Origin of the sequence: Halanaerobium polyolivorans, assembly GCF_020711195.1 — a bacterium.
Classification (GTDB): Bacteria; Bacillota; Halanaerobiia; order Halanaerobiales; family Halanaerobiaceae; genus Halanaerobium; species Halanaerobium polyolivorans.
This window is the reverse complement of sequence record NZ_JAJFAT010000005.1, coordinates 100,966-118,231: the sequence shown is the minus strand read 5'-3', so window position 1 is coordinate 118,231 and position 17,266 is coordinate 100,966. Positions and strand designations below refer to the sequence as shown.

At 33.9% G+C, this 17,266-nt stretch carries 18 protein-coding genes; 12 read left to right on the top strand and 6 right to left on the bottom strand.

Translation table 11 applies throughout. The features are described from left to right. The first annotated feature begins 58 nt into the window (after positions 1 to 58). Positions 59 to 520, top strand: a complete 462-nt coding sequence (locus tag LJ207_RS05065) for a universal stress protein (RefSeq protein ID WP_229344689.1) — start codon at positions 59 to 61, stop codon at positions 518 to 520. Between the two features lie 62 nt (positions 521 to 582). Continuing rightward, positions 583 to 1,566: a Gfo/Idh/MocA family protein gene (locus LJ207_RS05060; RefSeq protein ID WP_229344688.1), complete on the top strand. Its 984-nt coding sequence runs from the start codon at positions 583 to 585 to the stop codon at positions 1,564 to 1,566. Between the two features lie 123 nt (positions 1,567 to 1,689). Here LJ207_RS05060 and LJ207_RS05055 read toward each other — a convergent pair whose 3' ends face one another. Next, positions 1,690 to 2,019 (bottom strand): YolD-like family protein, encoded by a 330-nt coding sequence (locus LJ207_RS05055; protein ID WP_229344686.1) that lies wholly within the window; start codon positions 2,017 to 2,019, stop codon positions 1,690 to 1,692. Between the two features lie 181 nt (positions 2,020 to 2,200). Between LJ207_RS05055 and LJ207_RS05050 the strand changes: the two genes are divergently transcribed. The 6 genes from LJ207_RS05050 (at position 2,201) to LJ207_RS05025 (ending at position 8,133) form a co-directional block, all read left to right on the top strand. Next, positions 2,201 to 2,845, top strand: coding sequence for a TetR/AcrR family transcriptional regulator (locus tag LJ207_RS05050; protein ID WP_229344684.1), 645 nt, complete (start codon positions 2,201 to 2,203; stop codon positions 2,843 to 2,845). Positions 2,846 to 2,847: 2 nt separating this feature from the next. Beyond that, a complete protein-coding gene (locus LJ207_RS05045; protein ID WP_229344682.1) occupies positions 2,848 to 3,537 on the top strand; it encodes an ABC transporter ATP-binding protein in 690 nt (229 codons plus the stop codon). Between the two features lies 1 nt (position 3,538). After that, positions 3,539 to 4,774 carry an ABC transporter permease gene (locus LJ207_RS05040; RefSeq protein WP_229344680.1) on the top strand — a complete coding sequence of 412 codons (1,236 nt, stop codon included), beginning with the start codon at positions 3,539 to 3,541 and terminating at the stop codon, positions 4,772 to 4,774. Positions 4,775 to 4,787: 13 nt separating this feature from the next. Further along, entirely contained in the window at positions 4,788 to 6,038 is a 1,251-nt protein-coding gene (locus tag LJ207_RS05035; protein WP_229344678.1) for an ABC transporter permease, read from the top strand. A 38-nt stretch (positions 6,039 to 6,076) separates the two neighbouring features. Beyond that, positions 6,077 to 6,925: an outer membrane lipoprotein-sorting protein gene (locus LJ207_RS05030; protein ID WP_229344676.1), complete on the top strand. Its 849-nt coding sequence runs from the start codon at positions 6,077 to 6,079 to the stop codon at positions 6,923 to 6,925. Between the two features lie 92 nt (positions 6,926 to 7,017). After that, complete coding sequence (locus LJ207_RS05025) at positions 7,018 to 8,133, top strand: hypothetical protein (RefSeq protein WP_229344674.1); 1,116 nt, start codon at positions 7,018 to 7,020, stop codon at positions 8,131 to 8,133. Positions 8,134 to 8,183: 50 nt separating this feature from the next. Here the strand turns inward: LJ207_RS05025 and LJ207_RS05020 are convergent, their stop codons facing one another. Next, positions 8,184 to 8,639: a hypothetical protein gene (locus LJ207_RS05020; RefSeq protein WP_229344672.1), complete on the bottom strand. Its 456-nt coding sequence runs from the start codon at positions 8,637 to 8,639 to the stop codon at positions 8,184 to 8,186. A gap of 151 nt (positions 8,640 to 8,790) precedes the next feature. Here LJ207_RS05020 and LJ207_RS05015 point away from each other — a divergent pair, with 151 nt between their 5' ends. Beyond that, a complete protein-coding gene (locus LJ207_RS05015) occupies positions 8,791 to 9,060 on the top strand; it encodes a PspC domain-containing protein (protein ID WP_229344670.1) in 270 nt (89 codons plus the stop codon). 92 nt (positions 9,061 to 9,152) lie between these two features. Here the strand turns inward: LJ207_RS05015 and LJ207_RS05010 are convergent, their stop codons facing one another. From LJ207_RS05010 to LJ207_RS04995, 4 genes are read right to left on the bottom strand one after another with little or no spacing between them, the layout of a single operon-like run. Then, a complete protein-coding gene (locus LJ207_RS05010) occupies positions 9,153 to 9,347 on the bottom strand; it encodes a hypothetical protein (RefSeq protein WP_229344669.1) in 195 nt (64 codons plus the stop codon). Continuing rightward, complete coding sequence (locus LJ207_RS05005) at positions 9,340 to 10,728, bottom strand: replicative DNA helicase (RefSeq protein ID WP_229344667.1); 1,389 nt, start codon at positions 10,726 to 10,728, stop codon at positions 9,340 to 9,342. The genes LJ207_RS05010 and LJ207_RS05005 overlap by 8 nt, the downstream gene beginning before the upstream one ends. Before the next feature lie 2 nt (positions 10,729 to 10,730). Next, a complete protein-coding gene (locus LJ207_RS05000) occupies positions 10,731 to 11,753 on the bottom strand; it encodes an ATP-binding protein (protein WP_229344665.1) in 1,023 nt (340 codons plus the stop codon). Positions 11,754 to 11,769: 16 nt separating this feature from the next. Continuing rightward, positions 11,770 to 12,900 (bottom strand): DnaD domain protein, encoded by a 1,131-nt coding sequence (locus LJ207_RS04995; protein ID WP_229344663.1) that lies wholly within the window; start codon positions 12,898 to 12,900, stop codon positions 11,770 to 11,772. 282 nt (positions 12,901 to 13,182) lie between these two features. Between LJ207_RS04995 and purB the strand changes: the two genes are divergently transcribed. The 3 genes from purB to purD all read left to right on the top strand — a co-directional run bounded on the left by purB (position 13,183) and on the right by purD (position 17,221). Then, complete coding sequence (purB, locus tag LJ207_RS04990; protein ID WP_229344662.1) at positions 13,183 to 14,481, top strand: adenylosuccinate lyase; 1,299 nt, start codon at positions 13,183 to 13,185, stop codon at positions 14,479 to 14,481. A 155-nt stretch (positions 14,482 to 14,636) separates the two neighbouring features. Continuing rightward, positions 14,637 to 15,911, top strand: a complete 1,275-nt coding sequence (locus LJ207_RS04985) for an adenylosuccinate synthase (protein ID WP_229344659.1) — start codon at positions 14,637 to 14,639, stop codon at positions 15,909 to 15,911. 17 nt (positions 15,912 to 15,928) lie between these two features. Next, positions 15,929 to 17,221 carry a phosphoribosylamine--glycine ligase gene (purD, locus tag LJ207_RS04980; RefSeq protein WP_229344658.1) on the top strand — a complete coding sequence of 431 codons (1,293 nt, stop codon included), beginning with the start codon at positions 15,929 to 15,931 and terminating at the stop codon, positions 17,219 to 17,221. Positions 17,222 to 17,266: the final 45 nt, after the last annotated feature.

Below are 17,266 nucleotides of genomic sequence, written 5' to 3'. Positions count from 1 at the left end.
TAGAATTATAAAGTATAAGCATCTTTAAAGCTAATAATTGTAGAAGGAGGTATTTTTAATGGATAAAATTTTAGTAGCTATTGATGGTTCTGAAAGTTCTAAAAAGGCAGCAGAAAAAGCAGCAGAACTGGCTCTTTCTCTGGATTCAGAAGTAACCTTGATTCATGTTCACACTGAAAGCGCTAAACCACCAACTGATCAATTTAATGAGGTGGCCTCCTATCTTTCTGCAGATACTTTAGCAGAAATCATGGATCAAAAAGAAGAAAGAATAAAATCAGAAAAAGAAAAGATAGTTGAAGAGGCTGCTGTTTACTTTGATCAAAAAGGAATCGAAGTAAATAAAGAAGTTCTTTATGGTGATCCAGCAGATGTTGTTTGTGATTATGCAGAAGAAAATGGATTTGATTTGATAGTATTAGCTGATAAGGGTCATGGTAAAGTCAAAAGATTTTTGCTTGGAAGTATCAGTGATAAAGTGGTCCGACATGCTAATATATCTGTTTTAATTGTTAAATAAATAAAGTTTAAAACCAGCTTCTAGTTTTTGAAGCTGGTTTTTAAAATGAAAGGGGATTTTAAATGGAAGAGGTACGTTGGGGAATAATTGGCTGTGGTGATGTGACTGAAAAGAAAAGTGGACCAGCTTTACAGAAAATAAAAGATTCTTCGCTTGTAGCTGTTATGAGAAGAACGGCTCATTTAGCAGAAGATTATGCTCTAAGACATAATGTTAAAAAATGGTATGATAAAGCTGAAGATTTGATTAATGATCCTGAAGTAAATGCTGTTTATATTGCTACTCCACCTTCTAGCCATAAAAAATATGCCCTTATGGCAGCAGAGGCAGGTCTGCCTATTTATGTTGAAAAGCCAATGGCTTTAAACTTTGCAGAAGCTCAGGAAATGATAGAAGCTGCAGAAATCAATGGTGTTCAGCTTCATGTAGCATATTATAGAAGAGCAATGCCCCGTTTTTTAAAAATCAAAGAACTACTTGATTCTGGGATTATTGGTGAGCTGAGAACTTTAAATATTAGGCTTTCTCAAGCAGTTGAAGACTCAGAATTAAATTCGGATTCCTTACCCTGGCGGGTTAGACCCGATATTGCCGGTGGAGGTAAATTTTTAGATCTAGCTGCTCACACTTTAGATCTTTTTGACTATTATTTTGGCCCTGTAGAAAAAACAGCTGGTTTTGCTATGAATCAGGGAGGGTACTATCCAGCCGAAGATAATGTTAGTGCGATTTTCAGATTTGCTAATGGAGTTCAAGCTGCAGGAAGCTGGACTTTTGCTGGTTATCATGAAATTGATCAAAATGAGGTTATAGGTAGTCAAGGTAGAATTATATTTTCTTCTTTTAATGAAGAAGCAGTAGTTATAGAAAATAATGAGGGAAGAAAAGAGATTGAACTGCCTTATCCAGAACATGTACAACAGCCTTTATTAGAAAAAGTTGTAGCCAGTCTTTTAGGAAAAGGTGATTCACCTTCTACAGCTAAAACGGCAGCAAGAACCACTAAAGTCATGGATAAAATCATTGCCGACTATTATCAAGAGTAGATTTTTCAGATAAAAAATGTTCAATTAACCTGCTGTCTAAAATAAAACAGCAGTTTTTTTTGCTGTTTTGTTAGTTTTTTGACTGGAGAATCTAAATTCTAAGTTTGAAATAGTTTTTTTAGTTCACAATATTTTTAAATCAATTAAGTTTTCCAGAAATATTTTTTCTTTTTTATGATTCTGGCTGAGCAAAATATATTTATCTTTTGTATTGATAGCAGCTAGATATCCCCGATTTTTTTTGAATCTATTTATCTTAAAATGGATAATTTCAAGCTTGAGTTTTTCTTCAAAAGCTTTAATTAATTTGTAGTTGATAGCTGCTTTTAATTGTTCATCTAATTCTGGCTTCTCTAATTGCCCTTCATTTTCTTTTAATTCTTGCAGTCTTTTCCTATGTTCAACCAGCATTAAAGATGTCCATTTTTTATTACCTCTGTCTTTAATATTCATTTGAATACTCCTTTCCCTATTAAAGTAGTTAAATTTTAACATACATATGTTCGAAAAACAAGTTTATTTTATAATTTTCAAAAAAATAGTTGACAGTCATAAAAAAATCGAGTATAATGTGACTACAAAGTCATATGACTTTAAAGTCATACAATTAATTTTAAATTTAGAGGTGATAAAAGTGCCAAAACAGACCTTTTTTAATTTACCTCCTCAAAAACGGGAAAGAATTCTGCAGACAGGAATGGAGGAGTTTGCTGCTTATCCATATTTGAAAAGCAGTACAAATAGAATTATTGAAAATGCAGATATATCTAAGGGAAGTTTTTATCAATATTTTGATAACAAAAAAGATCTTTATAAATATATTATCAGCAAAGCTACCGATGAAAAAATAGAATTTTTAAATCAGCAGCTGCCTGCTTTTGAAAAACAGAGTTTTTTCGAATATTTAAGAGCATTATTTATTGGTGGGATTAAATTTAAACAGGAGTATCCTCTACTTTCAAAAATTGGAGATAGGTTATTAACAGGTGATAATGAAACATTAAAAAAAGAAATTTATGCTGAAAGTAGGCCTAAGAGCAATCTTTTCTTTTTGAATATATTAAAAAAGGCTGAACAAAGAGGAGAATTGGATCCAGAAGTTGATATCGAAATGACAGCATTTATGCTGACTGATTTTTCAATAAGTATTATTGATTATTATTTTCAAAAGTATGGTCCAGAAAATACTAATCAGGCAGGCGAAGATTTAGAGCAAATTCTTGATTATGTGGATAAAATGATCTATATTATGAAAAATGGAATAGCTAAGGGGTGTTAAAAATGGCTCTGGTTAAATTAATATCTTTAGAGAAAATATATCAACAGGGTAAAATTGCTGTGCCGGCTTTAAGAGGAATTGATATGGAGATAGAGTCAGGGGAATTCACCACTATTTTTGGCCCTTCTGGTTCTGGGAAAACAACTTTGCTAAATATGATCGGTTGTCTGGATAAATCAACTTCAGGTGAGATTATTTTTGCTGGTAATTCTATTAATCAACTAAGTAGAAATGAGTTAGCAGATATAAGGCGTTATAATCTTGGTTTTATTTTTCAAAGTTATAACCTGATTCCAGTTTTAACTGCTTTTGAAAATGTGGAATTTGCTATTCGCTTAATTGATAAACATTCTAAAAAAGACAGACGTGATAAAGTAATGCATATTTTAAATGAGGTTGGTTTAGGAGATATGGCTTATAGAAAGCCAAATGAATTATCAGGTGGGCAAAAACAAAGAGTAGCAGTTGCTAGAGCCTTAATTAAAGAACCCAAATTAGTTTTAGCAGATGAACCAACTGCTAATCTTGATTCAGAAACTAGTGAAGAGGTTCTTCAGATAATGAAAAAAATGAATGAAGAATTAAATACTACCTTTATTTTTTCTACTCATGACCCTCAGGTTATGGAATATGCTAAAAGATTAGTAGAAATAAAAGATGGTCGAATTACCAAAGATCAGAGGAGGGATTAAAATGTTCCTCCCAAGGTTGGTTATTAGAAATTTAAGCAGGCATAAAAGAAGAGTTTTTATTACTGCTTTGATCATTGCTTTTGCTATTTTAGTTTATATTATGATAGAAGGTTTGATGATGGGCTTAACGGAAATATCTTTTGCTAATATAATTAATTTAGATAGTGGCCACCTTCAAATTACAGATCGCAATTATTTTGCAGACAGGGATGAACTTCCTTTGAAAAATTTACTTACACCTACTAGAGAGATAGAAGAGCAAATTGAAGCTACAGCTGGCTTAGAAGCATATACCAGAAGACTTGATTTTTCCGTAAACCTTAATAATGGGATTGACGAATTACCTGTAAAAGGAGTAGGTATTGATCCAGGCAAAGATCCAGCTGTATTTGATTTAGAAAAACATCTTATTTCAGGAAGAATGCCAACAGCTGGAAGCAGAGAAATTATTATGGGAGCTAGACTGGCAGATTTGATGGATTTTGAAATTGGTGATTATGGAATCATGTTGATTAGAACAGCAGAACAGACATTTAATACAATTGATGGAGAAATAGTTGGTCTATTTAACACTCCTCATCCAAGTCTGAATGACAGCACTGTTTTTATACCACTTTCTACTGCTCAAGCATCCTTAAATCTTGGTGATCAAATCAGTCATTATGTTTTGAGAATGGAAGAACGCCAACGTGGTATTACTGCTGTTGAAGACTTGAATCCAGCCTTGAATGATCCTCTAAGAGCATATTCATGGCGCAGTACTTCTGAAAACTTAATCTATATGTTGGAACTACAGCAGATTGAGACTCAGATTGTCCTAGCTATAATTTTAACTATTGCAGCAGTTGGAATAGTTAATACAGTAATTCTTTCTGCCTTAGAACGGATGGAAGAATTGGGAATGATGAAAGCCATGGGAATGAGAGAAAAAGAGATAGTTCATATTTTCATGGGAGAAGCTGCAGGGATCGGTTTGATAGGTGGAATCATGGGCTTGATCATGGGAGCTATTGGCCTATATATATTTAATCATTATGGTATAGATATGAGCACCTTAGCTGGTGGAGGAGAGATAACTTATGGTTTTCCGGTTAGTGGAACTATTTATGCTGGTTGGAGTATAGCTTCTTTTGTTTTTGTTTTTTCTTATGGCTTATTTGTTTCGATTTTAGCCAGTATTTTTCCGGCATTATGGGCTGCTCGTAAAGATCCTATTAAAGCAATTTATCACCGTTAAAGGAGGTTAGCTGATGAAATTTCTGATTAATATAGCTTTAAAAAATATGTTTAGAAATAAGTTAAGAACTTTTGTCTCAGTTTTAGCTATTGCTTTTGCGGTGATTGTGATTGTTTTTGCAAGGGGATTAATTGATGGAATGATAGAATCAAGCTATTCAATGTATATTCACTATGATACAGGTCATATTAAAATTATGGATCAAGAATATGAGCAAAAACAAAGACTTTTGTCTTTAGCCTACACTGTGGATGGAATTGCTAATAAATCTTTAAGTGAAATGGAGAATGAGCTGCTCAAATTAGAAGGAATTGAAATGGTAATTCCTAGAGTGAAATTTGGGGCAGCAGTTAGCACAGAAGAAGAGCTTGTACAGATGATGGCCTGGGGAGTAGATGGTCAAAAAGAATTGAAATTTACTAATTTAGAAAGAGAATTGGTAGAGGGCCGGATGGTCAGCAGTGGTAATAGAGAAGTTGTAATGGGAACAGAACTATTAAGACGGATAGATAAAAATGTTGGTGAGCGGGTAACAATGGTATTTAATACTGCTTACAGCTCTTTTCAGGGAGCGACGTTTGATATTGTTGGTCGCATTGAAAGCAATCTACCTTTGCTAAATAAAGATCTAGTTTTTATGCCAATTGACACAGCTAGGCATCTGCTTTATTTAGAAGAAGAAAGTACTGAGCTATTATTAGTTACAGATGATAGGGATAAGGCTATTAATTATCTACCGGCAGTTAAAAATTATCTATCTGCCAATGAAGGAGAACGTTATTTAGCCCAAGAATGGCGAGAAGGCAGTTCTTTTATTCAGTTATTACAGGTTGGAGAAAGAATTTATAACTTCATCTATATTTTTCTGCTTTTGCTGGCTTCTATTGTTGTAATTAATACAATGGTTATGATAGTTAATGAACGTACTCAAGAAATTGGAATGATGAGTGCTCTGGGACTCAAGAAAAAAGATATTTTAAAACTATTTATTCTTGAAGGTGGAGCAATGGCGGTAATTGGAAGCTTTATTGGTTCTATTGCAGGTGGTACTTTAACTTATTTTTTATCTGACATTGGAATTAATTATGGAACTGCAATTGAAGATATGGATATATTAATGACAACAATAATTTATCCTAATTTTAAATTAGAGCATTTAATTTTTGGCTTCAGTTTAGGAATTGTAATTACAAGCCTAACTGCTATTATTCCTGCTTACAGAGCGGCAAATATGGATCCCACAGAAGCTTTAAGAGATATCTAATTTGTGATTATTTGGCTTAACAACTAAGGAGTGATCAAATGAGATTAGTTTTTGATAGAGCTAAAATTTTAAAAGTAACAGCCTTAATTTTAATGCTCAGCCTGCTTTTTCTAATGCTGTCTGCTGCTCAGGCCTTGGCAGAAGATATAAATTATGCAGAAAAAACTGGGGAAACAGTGACTGAAAATGAAATTGATGCTCAAGATGAAGTAGAGTTAAGTGCTGAAGAAATAATTAATAAAAGAGATGATAATGAATATATAATAACTGCTTATTCAGAAGCACAAATGATTATTAAAAGTGGTGGGAGAGAACAGATTAAAGCAATGAGGGTTTGGCAGGATCAGACAAATGCTCTAGCTGAGTTCACTAATCCCCGTGATCGGGGAACTAAATTTTTAAAACGAGGTGATGACCTTTGGATGTTTTTTCCCGAAGCAGAAGATTTGGTCAAAATATCAGGCCATATGTTGGAACAGGGGATGATGGGCAGTGACTTTTCCTATCAAGATATGCTGGAATCGGATAAATTGACCGACCTTTATCATTTTGAATTATTAGGGATAGAAGAATATAATGGTAGGCCTGCTTATAAGCTGGAAGGAGTTAAAGTGCCTGGTAAAGAAGTAAGCTATTATAGGCGGATTGTTTGGATCGACCGGGAAAGATTTGTGGGCTTGAGAGAAGAACTTTATACAGAAAGTGGTAGATTATTAAAAGAGCTTGAACTAATAGAGATGGCTGAAATTGATGGACGCTGGTATCCAGTGCATTCTGTTATGGAAAATAAGCTGCGGAAAAACACAAGCACAGAATTTATTATAAATGAAATAGACTTTAATGCTGAACTTCCCGAAGCTATCTTTACCTTACAGCGCTTGCGCTAGTGCTTTATTAATATTAAGCTTAAATGATGAATATTTGTTAAAAGAAAGAAGCAATTGTTAAAAAGTTGATTTAGATAAAGGAAGTGTTTTTGATGAAAAAAGCCGAGCATAAAAATCAGAGGCTGAGTTCAGCAGCTATAGTTCTTGGGATAATATTTTTCTTATTGCTTATTTTCTTTTTTTGGAATCAAGCTGTTTCTGCAGTTGAAATTGGTGGTAAGGCTAGCTTTATCAGCAATTTAATCTATCAGGACTCTTCTTTAGACAGCAATTTTAGAACAGAGTTGGAATTAGAAATGCTATTACCATATGATGCAGCTGTAGACCTGCAAAATAGAGCAGTTATTGTGGTTGATGGAGCTGAGGCAGAAATCTGGTTTAAAAGGCTTTATCTGCGCAAAGATTTAGGCCCTTTTACAGCTAAATTTGGTCGCCAACCGGTTTCCTGGGCTTTTGGTTCTTTGCTTAATCCAGCTGACTATACTCTTGGGGCAGAAGCTTTAGAGGAGGAGAGCAGGGCTAAATTTGTAGATGGAATAGAATTATATTATCCAATTGGCTGGGGCAGTGGTTTAACCTTTGTTGTTTCTGATACTGATGCAGATAATAATAAATGGGCATTGAGAGGCAGAAGCAATGTGCGAAGTTATGATTTAACAGCTAATTATGTAAAAGATCCTTCTGATGGAGAAGGTGGAGATCTTGATCGTTTTGCTTTAACTGCCAAGGGTGATTTAGGACCACTTGGTGTTTACTCATCTCTTGCTAAATGGCAAAATGAAAAAATAGATTACAATATTTATCAAATTGGTTCAGATTACAGTTATTCAATGTTAGATGGAAGGAGAATTAGGCTGCAGGGAGAATATTTAAGAATAAGTGGTATTGAAGATGAGATTAGAGATTTCAGTTTTTTTGATCCGATTAGCGAAAGTGAAAATGATTTTTTGAGCTCTAATGGTGCTGCAGGAAAAGTAGAATTATTTAACAGCAGTATTGCTTTTGAACCAGATGAGTTTTCTTCAATTGGAATTATTACTGTTAGTTACTTAGGTGATGGCAGTACATTAATTATACCAAATTATTCTTATTTATTTAGCAGTGATTTGCTTTTAGAGTTGAGGGGGATTATTCCTTTTGGTAGTGAAGATGAACTACTTGCTGAAGGAGGAAAGTCTTTAGAATTGACTTTAAGTTATACTTTTTAAAGTTTTTTAAGTTAAAAAACCAGCCAAAATTTATTTGGCTGGAAATTTAATCAGGCAAATTTGCTCTGGTAAATTTTCTTAGTTACTATTAAAGCGAGTGGTAAGACTATTATTAAATATAATACAGGAACCAGTCCGATTGGAGTACCAGGCACTAAGGGCATATCGGTTTGATATCCCCAGCGACTAGTATGTAGGGCATGAATTTCAAAATAAAAAGAAATTAAAATTGAATATAATAAATAGATTACTATATCTTTTCTCTCCCATTTATCTAAAAACCAGTCACTTCTTTTATTGACAAAGGCTAGGATAAGAAATAAACCCAGGCCAATAAAAACATCACCTGTTATAGCAGAAAACATTAAGAGCTGGTGTTCTAAAAAACCCTGGCCTTCCATTGTATAAAAAATACCACAGATAGTATATTCTCCTATGGTATGAAATACTAACTGAACTAAAGCATAAAGCAAGAATAACTTGAGGGCTTTAGGCATTTTTTCCATTTTGACACCTCCTTGGTTGAGCTGATAATTACTTTAAAAAAATTAGTAAAATCTGAATAAAACCTAGCACTTTACTAGGTTAATTATATTATAGTTTATATAACAATGCAAAAAAAATATTCATTTAAAATTTTAAAACGAGGTGGTTAGTTTGAAAAAGTTATATCGTTCAAAAAAAGACAAAAAAATTGGAGGAGTTTGTGGTGGAATAGGAGAATATTTCGGGATCGACTCAACCTTGATTAGATTAATTGCTGTAATTTTAATTTTTATATCTGGAGCTGGACTTATTGCTTACATTGTGGCTTGGGCAATTATTCCGGAAAAGCCAAGCCATATTGATGTTAGTTATGAAGCTGAGTCTGAACCCTTTACAAAAGAACAAAATGCTGATAAAGAAGACAAAACTTATGATATTTAAAACTTGATTTTAGATAACAAATCTCCCCTTTTTGCTATTAGTGGTTTTTCTGGCAAAAGAGGGGAGTTTTTATTTTGCTTAATAATTATATTTTAAAAGCTGCTATTTGGAAAAATCTTTTTTAGTTCAGCTGTAAATTCATCAGGATTAAAATTTTGATAATTATCAATTAAGTCTAAGACTTGTCTTAATTGATCTTCATTAATTTTTCCTCTTTGATAGAGTTCTTTATATGATTGAGCAAAAGATAATATTAATTTTAAATCAAGGCTGTCACAATTAGCCATGAGGCATCGTTCCTTCTAGAGAGAGATTTTCTGGATCAACAAAACGAATAAATTCTTCTTCAAAATATAATTTTATGCTGCCTGTTTGACCTGTACGCTGTTTGGCAATGATAACATCTGTATCATTTTCGGTACCTTCTGCTTCTGCTTCCTCACGGGCTTTAGCAGATGTGTGAGCATGTCGATATAAAAAGATTACTCCATCTGCAACTTCCTCAATATTACCAGAATCTCTAAGATCTGAGAGCACTGGTCTTTTATCAGTCCGACTGGTAAAGCTACGACTTATCTGTGAGATTAAAATAACAGGTATATCAAGCTCTGAAGCAAGGTTTCTCAGCTGTAATACAATTTGTCCCACAGCTCTTGCAGTATTTTGGGCGTGCTCATCGGGCAGCTGAATCATCTGTAAATAATCTATAACTGCAAGATCGATTCCATCTAATTGAGCTTTAAACTTACGAAGCCTGGCCCTTATTTGAGCGGTATTTAAACCACGTTCATCAGAAATCATTAAAGGCATTTCATGAAGATTATCCAGGGCTTTAGAAATTCTTTTATCTTCCTGATCATTTGTTTCACCTTGAGTATATTTCCAGCCATTAACCTGGGCTTCTTGAATAATCATTCTATCCATAACCTCGGTAGCATCCATCTCCAGTGAAATAATTGCAACTTTGGCCTTCCTTTTTAGGACATTTTTCGCAATATTAATTGCAAAAGCTGTTTTACCCATCGAGGTAGAAGCAGCTATAACATTTAAATGGCCTCTTTTAAAACCGCCAATTAAATTATCTAGAGAAATGAATCCACTCCTTAAACCTACATCTGCTTTTTTATGTTTGCGATCCATATAATTTGAAAATGATTCCATTAAAGCTTCTTCCATACTATAGATATGTTTTTGCAGATCATTGCTTTCACTTGTTGCCTGAAAGATTATTTCCTGAGCTTTTGCTTGATAATCATCTATTGAGAGATCATCTGACTGGGTTAGTTCTTTGATTTTAGATGATGCCCTATTCAATAAAGAACGCTGATAATCTTTTTTGATTAGGTCTATAGTTGGATTAAGTTCATCAACAGTATTGAAACCTGAAGTTAATCTTTCGATAATTTCTTCTGCTTTGGTGACTGCATTCTGACCCTGGAGATCAATTAATAGTTTAGTTCTTGATATTTTATTATCCTGCTGGTACTGTTTTAAAAGCAGATCAAATATTATTTGAGCCTGAGGATCTAGAAAATGCTTGGTTTCTAAAACATCGGCAACTTCATCAATTTTATCTGGATACTGCAGCAGGATGCCTAGTAATTGATATTCTTTTTTGCTGTAGCGGTCTTCTTCCTGTGCTTTAATACTTCTGATATCAGCTGACATTTTTAGGCCTCCTGTTGTTCTTCTATTTTTTTGACTCTAACATTTCCAGCTAATTCCACGTATTTATTCATTTCTAATAAACGCTGGAAAATTCTTTCTCCCATCACCGGAAATCTATTTTTTAAATTTCTGACTGAATAATTTGTTGTTAAAATTATGGCTTTTTCATCCCTATATCTTTTATCTATGATCTGGTAAAGGGTTGAAGCAGCAAATTCACTTGCTTTTTCTGTACCAAGGTCATCAATTAAAAGTACCGGTATTTGTTGGACTGTACTTAAAATTTGTTTTTCATCAGTTGTTGGGTTTTCCTGATTATAACTGCTTCTGATTTGCTGCAGCAGATCAGAATAGACTATATATCGAAAATGAATACCTCTGTCAATTAGAGCATTTGCTATACAACCCAAAAGATAAGATTTACCACTTCCGATAGGGCCCTCAATTATCATACCTCTATTAAAATTTTCCGGATTAAACCTCTGCACAAAAGTTGATGCCATACTGTAAATTTTTTGGGCATTTTCACGATAATTCATCCCACTATCTGTTATTTTATCTGTTTCATAATAATTAAGATTGGCTTTATTGAAATTTGCGCTTCTTAGATGAGGAGGCAGATTTCCATTTTTTTGTTTTTTCTTCCTCAAATCATTTTTGGCACAACTACAAATTAAATATTGATTGTTTCTATAAATACGTCCTGTATCATGACATTTTTCACAGTCAAATTTAGCCTCTCTATAATCAGGATCAACATTATGCTTTTTAAGTAAAGCCTGATAATGTTTTTCTAACTGTTCAATTTCAGATTTCAGCTTATTTACCGATTTTTTTTCTTCTTCACTATGTTTAAAAATTCCTACCTTAAGCATTGAATATTCACGTTTAAGGGAGTTTAGGCATTCATAAGCCTGTTTTATATCAGGATATTTAGAATGAATTTTTTGGATTCTCTTTTCTGCTTCTAGATATTTTTCGCGTGCTTTTCCCTGATATTTTTCTGCCTTAAAATTAAATGGCATTATTTTATCCCCCTTCTTATTCTTTGTATTTATCAAAATCTATGAAAAAATCTTTCCATTTATAATCATTTTTGCTTTTCTTGGCTGCTTGTTTTGCATTTTTTGATTTCTTATTCTCCTTAGCTTGCTTTTTTTCGGAATTGCTTTTGTCTGCAGTTTTCTGATCTCTTTGATCAGCCTCTCCAGCATTATTATCCATTTCTTTTTGCAGCCAGCGCTTAAAATCAGCCAGATTGTTGATATTAAGTTCTTTGATAGGATTGATAAAATTATCTTCAACATATTTCAATGAGGGCTGTCCATCTCTTTTGCGGCGGACTGCTTCTCGGATTGCAGCTAGAGCAAGTTCTTTACTTAAAGCCTGTTCACCACTTAACCAACTCTGAAAAGTCTTAAGTTGGGCTGTGTTTGAAGAAAAAGCATTAATACCATAAGCTTTAGCTAGTTCTCTGGTTTCTCTGTACAGTTTATCCTGCTGCTGTAGCTTTTCATAGCTCGTTATTTCTTCTTCATACCAGCTTTGAACAATTTTGCGCAGATATGAAAAACTACCGACCATGAAATCGCCGCCACCTTCTCTCTGCAGCCATTTATCTACCCTTCTAATCAGCTCTTTCAACATTTTTAATTCAAAATCATTAAGCCAGCCCTTTATTTCTTCTCGCCTGTGAATATTTCTGTTTTCAGGAGGAATAAATGAAATCAAGGCTGCAGCAATTTCTGATTCAGAAGTTGCCTTCGATTGTATAACCTGTCTCCTTAATTCTTGAGCTGAAACTTCTGCTTCATTTTTTATCTCTGTTTTCTCTTTAACTTCAGTTATTAAATTATTAAGCTTTAATCTATAAGTTAAAAATTTTGAGTTTTGGCTTGCCTCTGTTTTTAAAACCTTTTTATCAATTAAGGAATTTAAAGATTTCTTTAAACTATCCATTTCAATGCCCAATCCTGCAGCAGCTAAGGGAAGTTCTATTTCTGCAATATTTTCTTTTCGGCGGTGGGTAAAAAGATAAAGCAGGATTTTACATTCGTCACCAGTATAATTACGTAATAAGCCTTTTTCTAGCAGGGTATCAGCAATAGTCACTGTCTGTCTACTCTGTCTTTCACTTAAATCTATATTTTTTTTGTAAAAATTCTCCTCCATATTATCACCTATATTAATGACTTTTAAAAACACTTATTTTTATTATATCAGATATTATAGTTTTTTTAAGCAAAAAATACAATTAAAATAAATAATATTCTAATCAGCTGTCATTCTTGACACCAACTACTGCATCTGCTAATATTAAACTGAAAAAGAGGCAATATTATTTTTAACTTAACTTAATTGTCTTTCAAGGGCTTTAAAGCTCAAATATGGTAGATATTTATTTTTTATATTTAAATTAGAAATAGCAAAAGCAGAGAAGAGAGGAAGATATTTATGCTGTCAAGATATAGTCGGAAAGAGATGGAAAAAATATGGAGTGAAGAAAACAAGTATAAGATCTGGTTAGATATAGAGATAGCAGTTTTAAAAGCAAGGGCAGAAAAGGGAGAAATCCCCCCCGAAGCTGCAGAAAAGATCGAAAAAGAAGCTGTTGTTGACCTAGAAGAAATCAAAAAAATTGAAGCAAAAACCCGTCATGACATGATAGCTTTTATCGAAGCAATTTCTGCACCTTTAGGAAATGAATCGCGTTTTATTCACGAAGGACTGACCTCTTCTGATATCAAAGATACTGCAAGGGCAGTCCAGATGAAAGAGGCCTGTCAATTGATCATTAAAGATTTAAAAGACTTACATCAGCTCTTAGGAGAAAAAGCTCTGGCTGATAAAGATACAATTATGGTTGGGAGAACCCATGGAGTTCATGCAGAACCTTTAACTTGGGGTCTTAAGCTTTTAACCTGGTATCAGGAAATTGGCAGACAGCTAAAAAGATTTGAACAGCTTTTAGATTTTGTAGCTGTTGGACAGATTTCAGGTGCAGTGGGAAGTTTTTCTTCAATAGAGCCCGAAATAGAAGCAAGAGTATGTGAAATATTAGGGCTTAAAAATTCTGCTGTGAGTTCTCAAATCTTACAGAGAGATCGTCATGCAGATTTTGTGGAGAGATTAGCTTTGACAGCAGCTTCTATAGAGAAATTTGCTACAGAAATTAGAAATTTACAGAGAACAGATATTTTAGAAGTTGAAGAAGGTTTTCGTAAAGGCCAAAAAGGTTCTTCAGCAATGCCTCATAAAAAAAATCCTATTGTCTGTGAACGTTTGAGCGGATTAGCTAGAGTTGTAAGAGGCAATGTAGTTCCTGCTCTGGAAAATATTAATCTCTGGCATGAAAGAGATTTAACTCATTCTTCGGTAGAAAGAGTAATTTTACCTGATAGTGCTATTTTAGTGGACTATATTTTAGTTAAGTTTAAAGCTGTGATGGAAGAATTAGTTGTTAATGCAGATAATATGAAGGTTAATTTGGAAAAAACTTTGGGTTTGACTTTTTCACAGCGACTTTTGCTGGCCCTAGTTGATAAGGGATTACGTAGGGAAGAAGCATATGAGCTGGCCCAGAGGAATGCGATGACTGCCTGGGAAGAGAAAAAAGATTACAGGGAGTTAGTCGCTAATGATCCTGAAATAAGGGATCATTTATCTGCAGAAGAATTAGCAAATATTTTTGACTGGCAGGCCTATTTAAAAAACATAGATAAAATATTTAAAAGAACAGATCTTTTAAATTGATTAAAAAGATGCACTTTGGAGAAAATTTTGATAAAATAGAATTAGACAGAGAAAGAAAAAAATTAATTTTAATGGAGCAGCAAGTATTGAGAAGTAAATTAAAATTTAGCTCTTATAAATGAGAGGAGGAAGCCTGATTTTTTTCAGGCGAAAAGATGTCGAATAAAATTGTTGTAGGTGCTCAATGGGGCGATGAAGGTAAAGGTAAAATTACAGATATGCTGGCTAAAACAGCAGATTTGGTTGTTAGGTATGGAGGAGGTAATAATGCCGGACATACTGTAATTGTTGGTGATAAAAAATTTGAACTTCATCTTATTCCTTCAGGAATACTATATGAAGATAAAAAATCAGTCTTAGGTGGTGGGGTAGTTATTGATCCTGAGGCTATGGTAGAAGAAATGGAAGGTCTTGAAAAAAGAAATATTTCTTTAGCAAACCTTTATATTTCTGAAACCGCCCATGTAATTATGCCCTATCACAAAAAACTGGATGCTTTAGAGGAAAAAAGAAAAGGTGATGATAAAATTGGGACAACTGGTAAGGGTATAGGCCCCTGCTATACTGACAAAACTGCCAGGAGAGGGATTAGAATTGCTGATTTGCTTGAAGAAGGCAGATTAAGAGCAAAGCTAGAAAAAGCTCTTGATTATCACAATGTAATCTTAAAAAATGTTTATAATGCTCAAGAGTTAAAAGCGGAAGAAATAATTAAAAGCTTAAAACCATATATAGAAAAGTTAAGACCTTATATTACTAATACTTCACTTTTATTGAACCAGGCCCATCAGGCTAATAAGAAGATATTTTTTGAAGGTGCTCAGGGCACATTGCTGGATATAGATTATGGAACTTATCCCTTTGTAACTTCTTCTAATCCTACTGCTGGGGGAGTATGTACAGGTACAGGTATGGGCCCAACAACTATTGATGATGTGATAGGGGTTACCAAAGCTTATTTAACCAGAGTTGGAGCGGGGCCATTTCCAACTGAACTTAAAGATAAGTGGGGAGAATTTCTGAGAGACAAAGGACATGAGTATGGAGTAACTACTGGTAGACCGAGAAGGTGTGGTTGGTTAGATATTCCAATCTTAAAACATGCTGTGAGAGTTAATGGCTTAACCGAAATAGCTTTAACTAAAATAGATGTGCTGTCTGGATTAAAAGAAATTAAACTTTGTACTGCTTATCAGCATGGTGATAAGCAGGTAGAAGAATTCCCACCTTATTTAGAAAGTGAGCTTCCTTATGAGCCTATTTATGAAAGCTGGCCTGCCTGGGATGAGGATATATCAGGTTGTAGAACTTATGAAGAACTACCACCTAATGCTCAAAAATATATAGAAAGAATAGAAGAACTGGTCGGAGTTCCAGCTAAAATAATTAGTGTAGGACCAGGGCGTAAAGAAGCAATAATCAGATCATAGATAAGGAGGATAGAATTATGAAAGTACTGATTGTAGGAAGTGGAGGCAGAGAACATGCTATAGCCTGGAAACTTTTTAGAAGTGATGAAGCTGATGAGATTTTTGTAGCTCCAGGAAATGATGGTATGACAGATGTAGCTAAAAGAGTTGATATTGAAGCAGATGATATAGAAGGACTGGCTGAATTTGCCAGAGAAACTGATATAGGGATGACAATAGTTGGTCCCGAAGAACCTTTGGTAGCAGGTATTGTAGATTATTTTGTTGAACGATCTCTGCCTATTTTTGGTCCTAAAAAACAGGCTGCTTTGCTTGAAGGCTCAAAAGTTTTTGCCAAAGATATTTTGAATAAATATAATATTCCTACTGCTGAATATGAAGTTTTTACAGATCCAGATGCTGCTCTCAATTATTTAAAAAATGCAGATTTTCCTCTTGTCATTAAGGCTGAAGGGCTTGCTCAAGGTAAAGGATCGATTGTAGCTTCTGATTTTCAGGATTCACAAGATGCAGTAGCTAGAATTATGGAAGATAAAGCCTTTGGGGATGCTGGAGACAGAATTGTGGTAGAGGATTTTTTAGAAGGTGAAGAACTGTCAGTTTTTGCTCTAACTGATGGTCAGACAATACTTCCCATCACAACTACAAGAGATCATAAAGCTGTTTTTGAGGGAGAGGAGGGTCCAAATACTGGTGGTATGGGTGCTTATTCACCTGCTGCTAATGCTGATGAAAAATTGATGGACAAAATTTGTAGAGAAATTTTGCGTCCTACTCTAAATGCTCTTAACAGTGAAGGGATTGACTATCGTGGGGTACTTCATATTGGCATGATTATAACTGAGAATGGACCAGCTGTAATAGATTATAATGCTCGTTTTGGTGATCCTGAAACTCAAGTTATTTTACCTAGATTGAGAGATGATCTTATTGATTTGATGGAAATGACTAATAATGTCCACCTAAAATATAAAAAGGAGATTAATGTCAGTAACAATGTAGCAGTGTGTGTTGTCTTAACATCTGCCGGTTATCCTCTGACATTTAATACAGGCTATGAGATTAAAGGCCTAGATAATATAAAACAGCATGATGACCTTTTAATTTTCCATGCTGGGACAAAACTTGTGGATGATAAGTATTATACTGATGGTGGTAGGGTGCTGGGATTGACTGTCTTAAGCAATGGTTTATTAAATACTATTAATAAAGTATATCAGTATATTGAAGAAGTTGAATTTGAAGATATGCATTATCGCACAGATATAGGATTTAGTATTTCAGAAATTGCTGAAAAAGAATTAAATTAAACTTCTAGCAATTCAATATATAAAACCATACAAAAGGAGTTCTAA